Raw genomic sequence first — 14,117 nt, 5'->3', positions numbered from 1 at the left:
ACACGCCAGAAAGATCCTCCTTCCGGCAGCCCACTGGAAAGTAAGCACACTTACCAATAGGCTGGCGGGAGGGGGATCTTCCCCCGTTCGGAACCAGAACGAGGTGACAGCATGTCGGACGCAGAAAACATCAGCAAAGTTACGGACATCATCAACGATTCACGGATCGGGATGTTCACCACCGTCAACGAAGAAGGCGCCCTCGTCAGCCGGCCGCTGGCCGTCCAAGACGTGAAGGACGACGGCGATATGTGGTTCTTCACCTCCGCCACCACCTCCCAGGTGGCCCATGTCCGGGCGCACGCGCGCGTCAACGTCTCCTTCGGCAAAGGCACGGAATGGGTGTCGGTCGCCGGGACGGCGGAAGTCGTTACCGACCGCCAGAAGATCCACGAGCTCTGGAACCAGATGGTCGAGGCCTGGTTCCCGGACGGCCCGGACACCCCGGAGGTGGTCATGCTGCACGTCGATTCCGACTCCGCCGAGTACTGGACCAGCCCCGGCGGAACCGCCGCGACGGTGCTGCAGTGGGTCAAGTCCAAGGTCACGCACAGCCGGATGAGCGTGGGGGAAAGCGGCACGGTCGAACTCTAGGCCCGTCCTGCACCGCGGCGGGTCTAGGCACCCGCCGCGGGGGTACCGGCGTCGGACTAGTCGATGATCTTGAGCCCGCTGGCCCAGTTGAACGCCTCGTAGGCGGGGTTGGCCTGCAGTGCCATCACGAGGAGCTGGAATCCTTCCAGCTCCCGGGCATGCCGTAGCCCGCCCACCCGCAGGGGCCGCAGTCCTGCGGCCGCCGCGAACGATGCGACCTTGTTGGCCGCCTCCTCGGAGTCCGAGGCGATGAAGACATCCAGTGGCATCCCGCCCTTTGATCCGTCCGTCAGCGGGCCGGCGAACGTCGTGTTGAAGGCCTTGACGACTTCTGCCCCGGGCAGCAGGGCGGCGATTTCCTCGGCGGCCGAGGACCCAGGTTCCACGGTGAGGGAATCGAAGGTGTCCGCATTGTCCGGGTTGCTGATCTCCACCACGGTCTTGCCGCTCAGGGTGTCGCCGTAGTGCGTCGCCACTTCCTTGGCCGGTCCGAAGTAGAGGGCCAGCACCACGATGTCACCCTCCGGGATATCGCCCAGTCCTCCGGATGCGGCGTCACCACCCAGCTCGGCCGCGAGTTTGGCCGCGTGTTCCGGGGACCGGCTGAGGATCTGGAGCGAACGTCCCGCGGCCACGGCGCGCGTCCCGATCGCCCGTGCCATGTTGCCGCTGCCGATGATGGTGATGTCTGCCATGGTGCTTCCTTCCGGGGATGACCGAGGATTGCGGGACGTGGAGTGCGGCAGGGGGTTCAGCTGTTGCGGTTCGTGCGCTCAGCCGCGCGCCGGATCCGCGGTGGGATGTCCGGCGGGTCGGGTCGGGGTGTCTTGCCCGACCCCGGCGGCCCGTTCGGCGTCGGCGAGGGCCTCCTCCAGCCGCGCAACCGCCGGGGCATAACCGGCGTCCGTCCCGCCGCGGAGCCGCTCCGCGGCCTTCATCGCCCGGATCAGGGCCGCCGTCTCCGGCTGCCGCGGATCACTCATGGCGGGATAGTCGATGCTGTGCGCGGGATCTAGTTCGTAGCGCTGCCATCGGGCCACGGCGCTGCGGTGCCGGGGCGCGGCCGCCTCATTGCTGGCCGCGATGTGCCGGGAAACCCGCCGGTCCTCGCGCCGGCTGAGGACCCGGGGAGTCCAGAAGTAGGAGGCAGTTGCGGCGGCAACGGCGAGGACACCCAGCAGCAGGCCGGCCCACGGTGCGGCGAGGGCGGGGAGGATCACGGCCGGCGCCACAATGGCCAGGCCGGCGAAGAGGTCCCAGAACACGGCGTCCGGCAGGCCGTCGCCGTCGGCGGCCACATGCTTGCGGATGAGATAAACGGAGGCTCCCGACGCGCACACGACGACGACCGCCAAGGCAAACAATTGCCACAGCGCAAAGGGGGCGGGTTCGAACAGGGACGGCATTACAACACCTCCAGGGATCCGGCCCGGGCGGGCGCGGTTCCGCTGATTCCATTGGAATCCATTGAAGGCGGGCCGTCAATGGTCCGAGCACTGTGCGGGAGCCCGGCGCGGTGCGTCCGGTTCACACCGGGTCCGTCCCGGCGTAGCCTAAGGCCCATGCGACTGAAAATGTGCAGCATCCACGTCAAGGACCCCGCTGCGGCTTACGAGTTCTACACTGGAATCCTGGGTTTCGAGAGCCTCCTGGCCATGCCGGAGCATAACCTGTACATCGTGAAGGACCCGGCAGGGTCCGGCGGCGGATCAGTCGGGCTCCTGCTGGAACCCAGCGACAACCCGATCGGGTCCACCTACATGAATGCACTCCACGACGCCGGGATGCCCGCGATTGTCCTGGGTGTGACCGACGTCCGGGCGGAGTACAAGCGGCTCTCGGCCAAGGGCGTGATATTCCAGGCCGAGCCCTCCGACGGTCCGGGCGGCACCACGGCGGTGTTCGACGACGGGTGCGGGAACTTCGTCCAGCTCCACCAGGACTGAGGCAGGACCGGCCCTCGCCGGGACCCCGGGCGTGCCCTGGGCGGAAGCCGCTGCTACTCGGCCGCGGCGCGAGCCTTCTTGGCGTCCTTCTTCGCAGCCTCGTCCTTGACCCGCTGGGCCTCGGCGCGGACGGCGGCGTGGGTGGAACGTTCGGCGACCAGCCACGCCGGGGGAGCTTGCAGCAGCGCGGTGATTTCCGCCGTCGTCAGCGCTTCCTCAACGCCGCCGCGGGCCAGGCCGCTGATGGAGACATTGAGCTTTTGCGCGACCACCGGGCGGGGGTGCGGGCCGTTGCGGCGCAGCTCGGCGAGCCACTCCGGCGGGTTTGCCTGGAGCTCGGCGAAATCGGCGCGGGTGATGACCGAATCCTGGAACTCCTGGGGTGTTGCGGGCAGGTAGATACCAAGCTTCTTGGCAACGGTGGCCGGCTTCATGGACTGGGAGTTTGCAGAGGTCATGCTTCAAGGGTATCCGGCCAGAGGCTGACTGGTCACCGGCGCTGAGCCCGGCGCCAGCCCGGGCGGTACTGTGAACATGTGTCCGCAGCAGAAGAAACACCCCAGACCCCCGACGAAACCGCCGCCGTCCCGGCCGTAGCAGCAGCACGGGAGTTGCGGTTCGCCTACGTCGCCGGCGTGACGCCCGGCAAGTGGACCCGGCGCTGGGAAGAGCGGATGCCCGATGTTCCGCTGCACTCCTTTATGTCCGACGAGGGCGCCCAGCTCACCGTGCTGCGGGACGGGTCCGCGGACCTGAGCTTCGTCAGGCTGCCGGTGGACCGCGAAGGCCTGAGCGTCATCCCCCTGTACGAGGAACAACCCGTGGTGGTGGCACCCAAGGGGCACGAGATCTCGGTGTTCGAGGAGGTGGCCTTCGCCGACCTGTCCGCGGAGACGTTCCTGGACGTCGCCGAACTCGGCGGACCGGAGATGGCCCTGCAGGTGGTGGCCTCCGGAGCCGGCCTGGTGATCCTGCCGATGTCCGTGGCACGCCATTTCAACGTCAAAGGCACCGTGGCGCGCCAGCTCACCGGCGCGCCGACGACCGAGATCGCCGTGGCATGGCCCAGCGACAGCACGGACGAGGTGATCGAGGAGTTCATCGGGATAGTCCGCGGCCGGACCGCCGCGAGCTCCCGCCAGCCCTCCGCCCAGCAGGAAAAGCCCAAGAAAGAGCCGAAGCCGGACCGGCGCGGTCCCGCGGTCAAGAAGCCCAAGGTGGCGCAGCGCTACGCGCCCAACCCGGACAAAGGCCGCGGCAAGGGATCACGGAAAAAGGGCAAGCGCTAGGACGCTGCCCGACCCGGAACGGCTACTTGGCGCAGGCGTCCTGCAGGGCCTTGACGGAGTCGCCCGGAACCTGGTCGCCGGAGTCGGCGATCTGGCGCAGCGGGGTGGTGATCTCGGCGGGAACACCTGCGGTCTCTGCACCGGCGACCAGGCCGCCCAGCAGTTCCTTGTCCTGGACACTGACCAGCCCGTCCTCGACGAGTGTGCAGGCCTGCTTCTTCACTTCACTGCCGGCCGCCGTGGCAACCTGGGAGGCGCCGTCGCTGACGGCTTTGTTCGCAGCGTCCTCCACCTGCCCGCAGCCCGTCAGGGCAATCATGAGGGTGGCAGCGGACAGGGCGGCGAGGCGGAGTTTCATTCATCCACCCTAACAACCGCTCCTGAGCGGAAGCTGGTTGCGGGCCGTCAGTGCATGCCCTTTTCGGCCGTGTGACCCGCTGAGCCCGGGACGCCGCCGGCGCCGTCCGCGTCCGGCGCGCCGCAGTTTGTTTCGCCGGAAACCTGCAGGAAACGTTCGCCGTCTACTCTGGCAACACCGCGGCGCCGCCAGGCCCGTGACCGCCGGTGTTGAAGGGATTCCGTCATGCATCTTCTGCCCCGTGAGCAGGAAAAGCTCATGATCGTGGTCGCGGCCGACCTCGCCCGCCGCCGCCAGTCACGGGGGCTGAAGCTGAACTTCCCGGAGGCGGTGGCCATCATCAGCTACGAGCTGATCGAGGGCGCCCGGGACGGCAGGAGCGTGGCGGAGCTGATGAGCTACGGCACCACCGTGCTCCGCCGGGAGGACGTCATGGAGGGCGTGCCCGAGATGATCCACGACGTCCAGATCGAAGCCACGTTCCCGGACGGCACCAAGCTCGTCACCGTCCACGACCCGATCCGTTAGGGGAGCACGATGATTCCCGGAGAATACGTTCTCGGCCCTGAGCCCGTGCTGGTCAACGCCGGCCGGGAGGCGACCGACGTCGTGGTGACCAACACCGGCGACCGTCCCGTACAGGTGGGCTCGCACTTCCACTTTGCCGAAGCGAACGCCGCCCTGACGTTCAACCGGCGGGCCGCCTACGGCCGGCGCCTGGACATCCCGGCGGGCACGGCGGCCCGCTTCGAGCCGGGGGACAGCAAGACCGTCCGGCTGATCGAACTCGCCGGCCGGCGCGAGGTCTACGGTCTCAGCAACGCGGTCAACGGCGCGCTTGCCCCGATTGAAGGAGCACGCAAATGAGCTTCGAAATATCCCGCAGGCAGTACGCGGACCTGTACGGACCCACGACCGGCGACTCCATCCGCCTCGCCGACACCGACCTTTTCCTCGAGATCGAGAAAGACCTCACCGTGTACGGCGAGGAAGTGGTCTTCGGCGGCGGCAAGGTGATCCGCGACGGCATGGGCCAGAACGGCCAGCTGACCAGGGACGGGGGCGACCCTACTGGTCTCGGCGGCGAAATTCCGGACACCGTCATCACCAACGTGGTCATCCTGGACTACACCGGGATCTACAAGGCCGACGTCGCGCTCCGGGACGGCCACATCTTCCGGATCGGCAAGGCCGGCAACCCGCAGATCACCGACGGTGTGGACATCGTGATCGGTGCCAGTACCGAAATCATTGCCGGTGAGCGGAAAATCCTGACCGCCGGCGGCGTGGACTCGCACATCCATTTCATCTCCCCGGACCAGGTCCCCGCCGCCCTGTGCAGTGGCGTGACCACCATGATCGGGGGCGGCACCGGCCCCGCCGAGGGCACCAAGGCCACCACCGTCACCCCCGGTAAATGGCACATCCAGCGGATGCTGCAGGCGGCCGAAGGGCTGCCAATCAACATCGGCCTGTTCGGCAAGGGGCACGCGTCCGCCGTCGAGCCCCTGGCCGAGCAGATCCGCGCCGGCGCGATCGGGCTGAAAGTCCATGAGGACTGGGGCTCCACGACGTCCTCGATCGACACCTCGCTCAAGGTCGCGGACGCCTACGACGTCCAGGTGGCCATCCACACCGACACCCTGAACGAGTGCGGCTTTGTGGAGGACACCATCCGGGCCATCGACGGGCGCGTGATCCACACCTTCCACACCGAGGGCGCCGGCGGCGGGCACGCCCCGGACATCATCAAGATTGCCGGGCTGCCCAACGTCCTGCCGGCCTCCACCAACCCCACCTTGCCGTACACACGCAACACGATCGAAGAGCACCTGGACATGCTCATGGTCTGCCACCACCTGAACCCGGATATTCCGGAGGACGTGGCGTTTGCGGACTCCCGCATCCGCGCCGAGACCATCGCCGCGGAGGACGTGCTCCAGGACCTGGGGATTTTCGCGATCACGTCCTCGGACTCCCAGGCCATGGGCCGGGTGGGCGAGGTGGTGATCCGCACCTGGCAGGTGGCGGACAAGATGAAGAAGCAGCGCGGGGTGCTCAAGGACCCGGACGGTGGAGTGCACGGCGCCGCCTCCGGCCTGGGCGCGGAGAGCGATAACTTCCGCCTGAAACGCTACGTGGCGAAATACACCATCAACCCGGCCATCGCGCAGGGCATGGCGGACTCCATCGGCTCGGTGGAGGCCGGGAAGTTCGCGGACCTAGTGCTCTGGGACCCGGCCTTCTTCGGGGTCAAGCCGGAACTGGTGCTCAAGGGCGGGCAGATCGCCTATGCACTCATGGGGGACGCCAACGCCTCCATCCCCACCCCGCAGCCGCGGACCATGCGGCCCATGTTCGCCGCCTACGGCAAGGCCCTGCAGCAGTCCTCCATTACCTTCCTCTCCCTGGCCGCCATCGACGCCGGGGTTCCGGCGGAGCTGGGCCTGGAGAAGGTCATCCGGCCCGTGTCCGGCATCCGCAACCTCACGAAAGCGGACCTCAAGTACAACGGCGCCACCCCGGAGATCGAGGTGGACCCGGAAACGTACAGGGTGACGGTCGACGGCGAGGACGTCACCTGTGAGCCGTCCGACGTGCTGCCCATGGCGCAGCGCTACTTCCTTTTCTAGGCGTCCAGAGGAGACAGGCATGATCATCGAAAAGGTCCTAGGCAACACGCACGACCTCCCTCCGGGTCCGGACCCGTATGCCGGGCTGCACCGGGAAAAGGTGGTGCTCCCCAGCGCCCAGCTGGTCAAACGTGTCCAGCGTGTCACTACCGACCACGGCAAGGAACTTGGCATCCGCCTCCCCTCCGGTGCCGGGGACCTGCGTGACGGCGACATCCTGCAAGTCGCGGAAGCCAACATGATCGTGGTGTCGGTGCTGCCCACCGATGTCCTCGTCATCGCGCCGCGCTCCATCCATGAGATGGGGGTGGTGGCGCACTCGCTCGGCAACCGGCACCTGCAGGCCCAGTTCTTCGACGCCTCCTCGGAGTACCGGGCCGAGGTCATGGTCTGCCAGTACGACCACACGGTGGAGGACTACCTCAAACACGTCGGAGCGCCCTATGACCGCCAGGAGCACGTGATGCCCGTCCCCTTCCGCCATGCCGAGCACTCCCACTAGCCCGGCGTCCTACCAGCTGGCCCTGCAGCAGCTGTGTGATTCGGCCCTGCCCACCGGGGCGTTCGCTCACTCGCTGGGGTTTGAGAGCTACATCGACCGCGGGCTGGTGCACGATGAGCAGTCCTTCGGCGTGTGGCTGTCCGCCTTTGTGGGGCAGCAGCTGAGCTACTCGGACGCCCTGGCCATCCGTTTCCTCTATGAGGGCGACCCGATCTCCGAGCTGGATTCGCTGCTGACGGCCCAGCTGCTGCCCCGGCAGCTGCGCGAGGCCAGCGTCAAGATGGGCACCCGGCTCCTCGAAATCGGCGCGGAGATCTTTCCGTCACCGGGTCTGGCGGAGTACCGGGAGCTGGTGGGTTCCGGCCGCGCCGCCGGCCACCAGCCCCTGGCGTTCGCCGTCGTCGCGCGTTCGCTCGGTGTACCGCTGCCCGAGGCCCTCGCCGCCTACCTATTCGCCGCGGTCACATCGCTGACGCAGAACGCCGTCCGGGCCATCCCGCTGGGGCAGAACGCCGGCCAGCGGCTGCTGCGGACGGCAGCCGGCGACGTCGCGGCCGCGGTCGGGCGCGCCGGCAGCCCGGACCGGTCCGACTTCGGCGCGGTCAGCCCCGGCCTGGAAATTTCGCAGATGCGGCACGAGCGCCAGCGTGCCCGCATGTTCATGAGCTAGCCACAAGAAATATGTCTGGAGAAGAATATGTCTGAGCCCATCAAAATCGGCATCGGCGGCCCGGTGGGCGCCGGCAAGACCCAGCTCGTTGAGCGCCTCACCCGCCACATGAGCCGGGACATCTCCATGGCCGCGATCACGAACGACATCTACACGATCGAGGACGCTAAGATCCTTGCGGCCAACGGCATTCTCCCGATCGACCGGATCATCGGTGTGGAAACCGGCGGGTGCCCGCACACAGCCATCCGCGAGGACACCTCCATGAACACGGCCGCGATCGAGGAACTCAAGAGGCGGCACCCGGACCTGCAGGTGATTTTTGTGGAATCCGGCGGGGACAATCTCTCCGCGACATTCAGCCCCGAACTGGTGGACTTCTCCATCTACATCATCGACGTGGCTCAAGGCGAGAAGATCCCGCGCAAAGCCGGCCAGGGCATGATCAAGTCTGACCTCTTCATCATCAACAAGACCGACCTCGCACCCCACGTCGGCGCGGACCTGACCGTGATGGAACGGGACTCGCGCGAATTCCGGGGCGTGAAGCCGTTCTGCTTCACCAACCTCAAGACCGACGAAGGACTGGACCGCGTCATCGAATGGGTGCGGCGCGATGTCCTGATGCTCGACCTGGCGTCATGAGCACGACGGCGGATTCCCCTACTGCTGTTGTCGCACCGATGGGGGAGCTTGCGTTGCGCATCGGCGTGCGCGCTGGACGGTCGGTGGCCTCGCATCAGTTTCATCAGGGCGCCTTGAGAATATTGCGGCCGCATTACCTGGATGACTCCGGACAGGTTTGTTATGTGGTGGTCAATCCTGGCGGGGCATATTTGGGGGCAGACCTCTATGTCATTGATGTGGAGGTGGAGGACGGGGCGAGGCTGCTGCTCACTACCCAGTCCGCCACCAAGATCTACCGGACGCCGGGTTCCTTCGCGGAGCAACGGACGCGGCTGCGCCTGGGGGAAGGATCGCAACTGGAATTCGCCCCGGACCAGCTGATCGCCTACCGGGAGGCCAGCTACCGGCAGAACACGCACATCACCCTGCACCCGACGTCGAGCCTGGTCATGTCCGAGGTCATCACCCCCGGCTGGTCGCCGGACGGTGCCTCGTTCCGTTACGAGGAATTGCGGCTCCGGACCGAAATTCTGGTCGAATCCTCAGGGAGGAGCGCTCTGCTGGCCCTCGACAACCTGCTGATCCGGCCGCCGACGCATGATGTGACAGGGCTGGGATTCTTGGAGGGATTCAGCCATGTGGGATCCCTGATCGTGGTCGACCGGCGGGTCGACCAGGCCCTCGCGGACGAACTCCACGTGCTGGCCGGGGGGCATGATGCCTATACCGGCGTCTCCCTGACTGCCACGGCTGATGGCATCAGCGGCCTGGTGCTCCGGTCCCTCTCGAACAGCACCGAAGAACTCAACCGGCTGCTGGGCGCCTGCAGCGCCCTGCTCCGGCAGCGATGGCACGGCACGGCGCCGCTGGACCTCAGGAAATACTGATGACCACATTGACCGGATTCGCCGCCCTGTACCGCCGGCGCGAGCAGCTCCCGTTGCGGACCCGGCTGCTTGTCACCTTCGGCGCCGTAGTCGCCCTGCACGCGGCCGCCGTCGTGCTTCTCCTGGCCGCTCTGGTGACGGCCGGTGAACCGCTGGCGCTGGGCCTGGTGCTGACTGCCTATCTGGCGGGCATCAAACACAGCTACGACTGGGACCACCTCGCCGCCATTGACAATTCGACGCGCAAGTTCGTGGCCCAGCACCAAGACCCCGTGAGCGTCGGTTTCGCCTTCAGTCTCGGCCACAGTTCGGTGGTGATCCTGTCCGGGATCCTCGTGGTGGGCGGCGCCGCGATGGTGGGCCAGTTTATGGAGGACGGCACCACCGGAAACCTTGTGCTGGGGCTGATCGGCAGCGGCGTCTCGGGGATCTTCCTGCTGGCCATCGGGCTGTTCAACGGATCCGCCTTCATCCGGGCCACGCAGGCCTACCGGAGGGTGCAGGGCGGTAGCGCAGTGCGGGCGGAGGATCTTGAGGCCAAGGGATTCGTGGCCCGGCTGCTGGCGAAGCCCCTGTCCCGCGTGCAGCGGCCGCGGAACATCTACGTCATTGGCTTCCTTTTCGGGCTGGGTTTCGACACAGCCACCACGATCGGCCTGCTGGTGATGGCGGCGGCCGCCTCCCTGGCCGGGGTCTCCCCGCTGGCCCTCCTGGCGCTTCCGCTGGCATTCACGGCGGCGATGACGCTGTGCGACACCGCCAACGGGGTAGCCATGATGCGCATGTACAGCTCCGCCATCTACAATCCGCAGCGGAAGTTGGGCTTCAATGCGCTGATTACCGGCATCTCCGCTGTGTCGGCCCTGGCCATTTCATTCATCACCCTGGGCGGGTTCTTCAACTCCGCATTCGGCCTCGAGGATCCCGTGACCACCTGGCTCGGACAGATCGACCTGGGCGAGGCCGGGCTGCTGCTGGTGGCCTGCCTGTTGACCATCTGGGGAGTAGCCTCCGTGCGCGGGCGCCTGGCCGCGGCACGCCGGCCAACTAGCCGGCCGGCGTCCCGGGTTTGCCTGGCCGGCGGGCGGGACGTGGCGTCCCGCCCGCAGGCGGCGTCTTAGCCGAAGCTGGCGACGTAGCTGGGAACCCCGACGGCGTCCGTCGACACCGGCGCGCCGGTGTCGTTGATGACATGGTCCAGGGTCCCGGCGCCGAGGTTGACCGTCAGCAGGCCGTGGAGCTTAACTCCGGGCGTGACCGGTACTTCGAAGCCCCGGGTGGCGTGAATTGTGGGGTCGACGTTGTTGTAGACGTAGCTTCCCCCGCCCCAGAGTTCGTGGGTCTTGACCGAATCGGCGATCTTGTAGCCCGCCCAGCCAAGGACTCCGTCATGCTGCCAGGCGGCCTGGTTGGGAGCGTCGTAGGGCAGTTCGTTCTGGAAGAACACCGTCTTGCCGTGCTCGCCGTTCCAAATGACGTTGTACTGCTGGTAGTGCTCCACGAACAAGCCGGTGGCCGTGACATGGTCGCCGTTGATGATGACGCCGTTGTCCCCTGTGTTGGTGGTCCAGCCGACGCCGTTTCCATGGTCTGCCCGCCAGGCCCAGATGTGGTCCAGGAGCACGTTGTCGCTGTTGACTTCCAGGCTGAGCGAGGCCTTGCCCACGTGCGGGCCGCCGATACGGAAGAACACGTCGTGGAGCGTGGTGGGATTGGCCGGATCGCTGCGATTCAGTGAGGTCGGGGATCCGCCGGCCGCTGGATTCTTGGCCTTGCCGATGCGCATCAGCGCGGGCGAGTTCACGTCGCCGGCATCCACCGTGACGGCGGCGATGTCGACGCCGGGGACATCCGCGACGGTCAGCGGTACGGCGCCGTTGACCGCGGTGAGGGTTGCCATCCCGAGCCCGAGGACGACGGTGTTGGCACGCTTGACCTCGATGCTCTGGTCGATGTCGTAGACCCCTGGAGTCAGCAGCAGGTTCTTGCCGCGGGCCAATTGGGAGTTGATGGTCTTCACCGAATCGCCGGGGCTGGCCACGTAGAAGTCGGACAGCGGGATGCTGCGGCCGGCCGTCGGACCGTTTTCCCATGTGGTCCCGGCGGAGTCCGTGCGGACCGCGGGAACGAAGACGCCGTACTTGCCTGCGGCGTCAAAGGTGAGGTACGGCTTCTCCCGGCTGACCGGGGTGCTCGCCAGGTTGGTGTACGGCGGATTCGGGAACGACTGCGCCGGGGCACCCTCCACACCGGAAAAGACCTGGTTCCAGACCCCGTTGGACCAGTCGCCGATGCTGCTGTCGCGCACGAAGTACTGCTGCTGTGAGCCGTTGATGACGGGGCCGGTCTTCGAATCGGAAATGAAGCCGCCGCTGGCGAACTGCGGCCCGGCGGTGCAGTAGTCCATCAGGGAGAGGTTGCCGCCGGTGACGTTGACCCGCCGCATGGGGGAGGCCTGCGAGGCAGCCCAGAAGTTGGCCGAGCCGCGGCAGCCGTCGAGACCGGTGACGTTGATGGTGAGGTTGGACAACGAGCGCCAGAAGTTGTTCAGTGCGATGCAGTTGTCCGCGGTCAGGCACCGGTTGTAGACGTCAACGTGCCCGTTGATGGTGACATCCGTGGGTGAGGCGCCCAGGCCCGCGACCTCGGTCGAGTATCCAACCTGGACGATGAGGGGCTCCTCGGCGCTGCCGTAGGTGCCGGGCTTGAACAGCAGGGAGTACCGGTTGGCTCCCATTTCGTCGTCGACCTGTTCGGCCGCAATGGAATCGACAGTGGCCTGAATCTCAGCCACCGGCATGCTGGGGTCGAAGATGCGGACGTTGGGACCGAAGCCGGGGTCTTCTGCCTGCGGGACGGCCGGGGCGGCGGCTTGGGTTGGTGCCGGGGCGGGCGCCTGTGGCGTGGCCGCCACCGAGGCGGCCGCCACTCCACCGCCGCTGCCGATCAGGCCGATGAGGAGGGCGGCGGTGCCGGCGATGGAGCGGACCCGGAGGCGCCGTGGCTGCTGAATCTCAGCCAGGGCTGCCGCCGGTCGAGCGGGAAATTGGGCTAGCGGCATTGCTGGTCCTGTTCTCTGGGGGTGTGGGAGCGCTCCCGCACTGGAGCGTAGCACCGCCCCCGGCGGTGGGCAAGGGTTCGATCCCCTGGGGAGTACCCGCTCTTGACAATGCGATGTGAGGTAGGACACCATGTCCGTGAGAGCGCTCCCACACGGACCGCCCAGCTCGCCGATGGTGGGCCTGCCCCCATCCGGCACCGGCACCTTTTCTCCGGCGCTGTGAAACGGATGGAACTTTGACGAAGGAGTCTCCCCTGTGAAAAACCCCAGCAAATTCTCTGTGCTGTCGGCTGCGGCCGCCTGCCTGGCCCTGTCGCTGACGGCCTGCGGATCCTCCGCTCCCGAGAAAGCCGGCGCCGGGGAGGTCACCGGCTCAAAGCCGGTGACACTGACCGTTGGCACCTTTAACGAGTTCGGCTACGAAAAGCTTTTTGAAGAATACGAAACGTTGAACCCCAACGTCACGATCGAGCACAAGAAGGCCGCCACAAGCAACGAAGCCCGCGATAACCTCACTACCCGGCTGGCAGCCGGATCCGGCCTGTCCGATATCGAAGGCGTTGAGGTGGACTGGTTGCCCGAGCTGCTGCAGTACCCCGACCGCTTCACCGACCTGAGCGACCCGGCTGTCGAAGGACGCTGGCTGGACTGGAAGGCCGACGCCGCGAAGACTGCCGATGGGAAGCTTCTGGGCTACGGAACGGACTCCGGACCCGAGGCGGTCTGCTACAACGCCGAGCTGCTCAAAAAGGCGGGCATGCCCACCGAGCGCGAAGAAGTCGCGAAGATGCTGGGCGGGACCTGGGACAGCTACTTTGAGGCCGGCAAGAAGTTCAAGGCCGCCAACCCGGGCGCGGCGTGGTTCGACTCCGCGGGGGCCATCTACCAGGGAATGAGCAACCAGCTCGAGAAGGCCTATGAGGAGGAAGACGGCACCGTCATCGCGACGGAAAACCAGAAGGTGAAGGACATCTACAACCAGGTGCTGACAGCCTCCACGGATGATGGACTTTCGGCCCACCTCAAGCAGTGGAGCGACGACTGGGCCGCCGGGTTCCAGACGAACGCGTTCGCAACAACCCTGTGCCCGGGCTGGATGCTCGGTGTTATTGAAGGCAACGCTGCCGGGGTGACCGGCTGGGACGTCGCCAACGTCTTCCCCGGAGGCGGCGGTAACTGGGGCGGCTCCTACCTGACGGTCCCCACCCAGAGCGAACACCAGGCCGAGGCCAAGAAACTGGCCGGCTGGCTGACCGCCCCCGAGCAGCAGATCAAGGCCTTCACGGCGAAGGGCACCTTCCCGAGCCAGAAGCAGGCGCTGGAAAGCAACGAACTGCTCGGCGAGACGAACGCCTTCTTCAACGGTGCCCCCACCGGTCAGATCTTCGCCGAGCGGGCCAAGGCCGTTGACGTAACCCCGTTCAAGGGCACCAAGTTCTTCGCCATCAACGACGCCATGCAGCAGGCACTCACACGCGTGGACGTCGACAAGACGGACGACGCCGCCTCCTCCTGGGAGAAGTTCGTCACCGCCGTGAAGTCCCTGTAAG

17 protein-coding genes are annotated in these 14,117 nt (G+C 66.7%); 12 read left to right on the top strand and 5 right to left on the bottom strand.

The window, feature by feature from the left end; translation table 11 throughout:
- Positions 1 to 111 precede the first annotated feature (111 nt).
- Positions 112 to 594 (top strand): pyridoxamine 5'-phosphate oxidase family protein, encoded by a 483-nt coding sequence (locus tag AC50YC_RS14640; protein WP_494952843.1) that lies wholly within the window; start codon positions 112 to 114, stop codon positions 592 to 594.
- A gap of 56 nt (positions 595 to 650) precedes the next feature.
- On the opposite strand, the gene AC50YC_RS14635 is transcribed toward AC50YC_RS14640, so the two are convergent.
- Positions 651 to 1,289, bottom strand: a complete 639-nt coding sequence (locus tag AC50YC_RS14635; RefSeq protein ID WP_494952842.1) for an NADPH-dependent F420 reductase — start codon at positions 1,287 to 1,289, stop codon at positions 651 to 653.
- Between the two features lie 78 nt (positions 1,290 to 1,367).
- A complete protein-coding gene (locus tag AC50YC_RS14630) occupies positions 1,368 to 2,000 on the bottom strand; it encodes a hypothetical protein (protein WP_494952841.1) in 633 nt (210 codons plus the stop codon).
- Between the two features lie 156 nt (positions 2,001 to 2,156).
- Here AC50YC_RS14630 and AC50YC_RS14625 point away from each other — a divergent pair, with 156 nt between their 5' ends.
- Positions 2,157 to 2,540, top strand: a complete 384-nt coding sequence (locus AC50YC_RS14625; protein ID WP_494952840.1) for a VOC family protein — start codon at positions 2,157 to 2,159, stop codon at positions 2,538 to 2,540.
- Between the two features lie 53 nt (positions 2,541 to 2,593).
- Here the strand turns inward: AC50YC_RS14625 and AC50YC_RS14620 are convergent, their stop codons facing one another.
- Positions 2,594 to 2,998 carry a DUF5997 family protein gene (locus AC50YC_RS14620; RefSeq protein ID WP_441404776.1) on the bottom strand — a complete coding sequence of 135 codons (405 nt, stop codon included), beginning with the start codon at positions 2,996 to 2,998 and terminating at the stop codon, positions 2,594 to 2,596.
- A 78-nt stretch (positions 2,999 to 3,076) separates the two neighbouring features.
- On the opposite strand from AC50YC_RS14620, the gene AC50YC_RS14615 reads away from it, so the two are divergent.
- Positions 3,077 to 3,829: a LysR family substrate-binding domain-containing protein gene (locus tag AC50YC_RS14615; RefSeq protein ID WP_494952839.1), complete on the top strand. Its 753-nt coding sequence runs from the start codon at positions 3,077 to 3,079 to the stop codon at positions 3,827 to 3,829.
- Between the two features lie 22 nt (positions 3,830 to 3,851).
- On the opposite strand, the gene AC50YC_RS14610 is transcribed toward AC50YC_RS14615, so the two are convergent.
- Entirely contained in the window at positions 3,852 to 4,187 is a 336-nt protein-coding gene (locus AC50YC_RS14610) for a hypothetical protein (protein WP_494952838.1), read from the bottom strand.
- A 225-nt stretch (positions 4,188 to 4,412) separates the two neighbouring features.
- Here AC50YC_RS14610 and AC50YC_RS14605 point away from each other — a divergent pair, with 225 nt between their 5' ends.
- The 8 genes from AC50YC_RS14605 to AC50YC_RS14570 are packed head-to-tail and all read left to right on the top strand — an operon-like array spanning position 4,413 to position 10,627.
- The gene (locus AC50YC_RS14605) at positions 4,413 to 4,715 is read left to right on the top strand and encodes an urease subunit gamma (protein WP_494952837.1); all 303 of its coding nucleotides are present in this window, start codon (positions 4,413 to 4,415) and stop codon (positions 4,713 to 4,715) included.
- A 9-nt stretch (positions 4,716 to 4,724) separates the two neighbouring features.
- Positions 4,725 to 5,054: an urease subunit beta gene (locus AC50YC_RS14600; protein ID WP_494952836.1), complete on the top strand. Its 330-nt coding sequence runs from the start codon at positions 4,725 to 4,727 to the stop codon at positions 5,052 to 5,054.
- Positions 5,051 to 6,820, top strand: a complete 1,770-nt coding sequence (gene ureC / locus AC50YC_RS14595; protein WP_494952835.1) for an urease subunit alpha — start codon at positions 5,051 to 5,053, stop codon at positions 6,818 to 6,820. The genes AC50YC_RS14600 and ureC overlap by 4 nt, the downstream gene beginning before the upstream one ends.
- A gap of 19 nt (positions 6,821 to 6,839) precedes the next feature.
- Positions 6,840 to 7,322, top strand: a complete 483-nt coding sequence (ureE, locus tag AC50YC_RS14590; protein WP_494952834.1) for an urease accessory protein UreE — start codon at positions 6,840 to 6,842, stop codon at positions 7,320 to 7,322.
- A complete protein-coding gene (locus AC50YC_RS14585; protein ID WP_494952833.1) occupies positions 7,303 to 7,992 on the top strand; it encodes an urease accessory protein UreF in 690 nt (229 codons plus the stop codon). The genes ureE and AC50YC_RS14585 overlap by 20 nt, the downstream gene beginning before the upstream one ends.
- A 27-nt stretch (positions 7,993 to 8,019) precedes the next feature.
- Positions 8,020 to 8,637, top strand: coding sequence for an urease accessory protein UreG (gene ureG, locus AC50YC_RS14580; RefSeq protein ID WP_494952832.1), 618 nt, complete (start codon positions 8,020 to 8,022; stop codon positions 8,635 to 8,637).
- 38 nt (positions 8,638 to 8,675) lie between these two features.
- The gene (locus tag AC50YC_RS14575) at positions 8,676 to 9,506 is read left to right on the top strand and encodes an urease accessory protein UreD (protein WP_494953065.1); all 831 of its coding nucleotides are present in this window, start codon (positions 8,676 to 8,678) and stop codon (positions 9,504 to 9,506) included.
- On the top strand, positions 9,506 to 10,627 hold the full coding sequence (locus tag AC50YC_RS14570; protein ID WP_494952831.1) for a HoxN/HupN/NixA family nickel/cobalt transporter: 1,122 nt from the start codon (positions 9,506 to 9,508) through the stop codon (positions 10,625 to 10,627). The genes AC50YC_RS14575 and AC50YC_RS14570 overlap by 1 nt, the downstream gene beginning before the upstream one ends.
- Here the strand turns inward: AC50YC_RS14570 and AC50YC_RS14565 are convergent.
- Positions 10,624 to 12,567 carry a pectate lyase-like domain-containing protein gene (locus tag AC50YC_RS14565; RefSeq protein ID WP_494952830.1) on the bottom strand — a complete coding sequence of 648 codons (1,944 nt, stop codon included), beginning with the start codon at positions 12,565 to 12,567 and terminating at the stop codon, positions 10,624 to 10,626. The two genes, AC50YC_RS14570 and AC50YC_RS14565, sit on opposite strands and share 4 nt — an antisense overlap.
- 256 nt (positions 12,568 to 12,823) lie before the next feature.
- Here AC50YC_RS14565 and AC50YC_RS14560 point away from each other — a divergent pair, with 256 nt between their 5' ends.
- Positions 12,824 to 14,116, top strand: a complete 1,293-nt coding sequence (locus AC50YC_RS14560; protein ID WP_494952829.1) for an ABC transporter substrate-binding protein — start codon at positions 12,824 to 12,826, stop codon at positions 14,114 to 14,116.
- Position 14,117: the final 1 nt, after the last annotated feature.

The organism is Pseudarthrobacter sp. MDT1-56, from assembly GCF_059383555.1.
The sequence above is the reverse complement of the archived record's forward strand: the minus strand, read 5'-3'. Positions and strand labels throughout refer to the sequence as shown.

What these genes read in the sequence shown, in the direction of transcription:
- AC50YC_RS14600 (WP_494952836.1), top strand. Translation starts at nt 4,725, where the DNA reads ATGATTCCCGGAGAATACGTTCTCGGCCCTGAGCCCGTGCTGGTCAAC.
- AC50YC_RS14575 (WP_494953065.1), top strand. Translation starts at nt 8,676, where the DNA reads ATGGGGGAGCTTGCGTTGCGCATCGGCGTGCGCGCTGGACGGTCGGTG.
- AC50YC_RS14585 (WP_494952833.1), top strand. Translation starts at nt 7,303, where the DNA reads ATGCCGAGCACTCCCACTAGCCCGGCGTCCTACCAGCTGGCCCTGCAG.
- ureG (WP_494952832.1), top strand. Translation starts at nt 8,020, where the DNA reads ATGTCTGAGCCCATCAAAATCGGCATCGGCGGCCCGGTGGGCGCCGGC.
- AC50YC_RS14610 (WP_494952838.1), bottom strand. Translation starts at nt 4,187, where the DNA reads ATGAAACTCCGCCTCGCCGCCCTGTCCGCTGCCACCCTCATGATTGCC.
- AC50YC_RS14630 (WP_494952841.1), bottom strand. Translation starts at nt 2,000, where the DNA reads ATGCCGTCCCTGTTCGAACCCGCCCCCTTTGCGCTGTGGCAATTGTTT.
- ureE (WP_494952834.1), top strand. Translation starts at nt 6,840, where the DNA reads ATGATCATCGAAAAGGTCCTAGGCAACACGCACGACCTCCCTCCGGGT.
- AC50YC_RS14625 (WP_494952840.1), top strand. Translation starts at nt 2,157, where the DNA reads ATGCGACTGAAAATGTGCAGCATCCACGTCAAGGACCCCGCTGCGGCT.
- AC50YC_RS14640 (WP_494952843.1), top strand. Translation starts at nt 112, where the DNA reads ATGTCGGACGCAGAAAACATCAGCAAAGTTACGGACATCATCAACGAT.
- AC50YC_RS14570 (WP_494952831.1), top strand. Translation starts at nt 9,506, where the DNA reads ATGACCACATTGACCGGATTCGCCGCCCTGTACCGCCGGCGCGAGCAG.
- AC50YC_RS14620 (WP_441404776.1), bottom strand. Translation starts at nt 2,998, where the DNA reads ATGACCTCTGCAAACTCCCAGTCCATGAAGCCGGCCACCGTTGCCAAG.
- AC50YC_RS14565 (WP_494952830.1), bottom strand. Translation starts at nt 12,567, where the DNA reads ATGCCGCTAGCCCAATTTCCCGCTCGACCGGCGGCAGCCCTGGCTGAG.
- AC50YC_RS14635 (WP_494952842.1), bottom strand. Translation starts at nt 1,289, where the DNA reads ATGGCAGACATCACCATCATCGGCAGCGGCAACATGGCACGGGCGATC.
- AC50YC_RS14605 (WP_494952837.1), top strand. Translation starts at nt 4,413, where the DNA reads ATGCATCTTCTGCCCCGTGAGCAGGAAAAGCTCATGATCGTGGTCGCG.
- ureC (WP_494952835.1), top strand. Translation starts at nt 5,051, where the DNA reads ATGAGCTTCGAAATATCCCGCAGGCAGTACGCGGACCTGTACGGACCC.